The sequence below is a fragment of the Pseudomonas sp. GM18 genome (genome assembly GCF_000282195.1).
In the GTDB taxonomy this organism is placed as follows: domain Bacteria; phylum Pseudomonadota; class Gammaproteobacteria; order Pseudomonadales; family Pseudomonadaceae; genus Aquipseudomonas.
Genome location: NZ_AKJT01000020.1, coordinates 1 through 598, shown reverse-complemented (window position 1 = coordinate 598; position 598 = coordinate 1). Strand labels below are relative to the sequence as shown.

The 598-nt window shown below is 60.2% G+C and carries 1 protein-coding gene; it reads left to right on the top strand.

Features of this window, described 5'->3' with window-relative positions; translation table 11 throughout:
• On the top strand, positions 1-598 hold a 598-nt coding region (locus PMI21_RS24605; RefSeq protein ID WP_007934282.1), incomplete at both ends, for a ShlB/FhaC/HecB family hemolysin secretion/activation protein.

Genomic DNA, 598 nt, shown 5'->3' with positions numbered 1-598 from the left:
CCGGCGAGCAGCAGTGGGGCACGACGTTTGATTGGGACAGCCCGTTGGGCCTGGCCGATCAGTTGATGCTGCGTGGCGGTCACGATGCGATGACCGATCACCAGCACACGTCCAACAACGCGATGCTCAATTACAGCGTGCCGTGGGGCTGGTGGAACTTCAGTTACACCTACAGCCAGAGCGAGTACCGCTCGCAAGCCCAGGCCAACGGTTTCAATTTCAAGCAGACCGGCGACAGCGAAAACCATCAACTGCGCGCCGAGCGGGTGATCCATCGCGACGCCCTGAGCAAGACCTCTCTCAGTACCGGTATCTCGTCCCTGCGCACCAACAACTTCATCGAAGACAGCAAGCTCAAGCTAAGCAGCAACCGCATCAGCGAAGCGCAGTTCGGCGTCAACCACGGTCGGCGGGTTGGCAGTGCCTTCGTCAACCTCGACCTGGGCATGCAGCAAGGTATTGGTGCGTTCGACGCCCAGGATAATGGCGATCCGGGCCCCGGCGAGCCGAACGCCCGTTACCGCAAATACACTGCCACCGCGAGTTATTTGCAGCCGTTCAAGCTGTGGGGCGAGTCCTTCAGTTTCAGCAGCCTGAT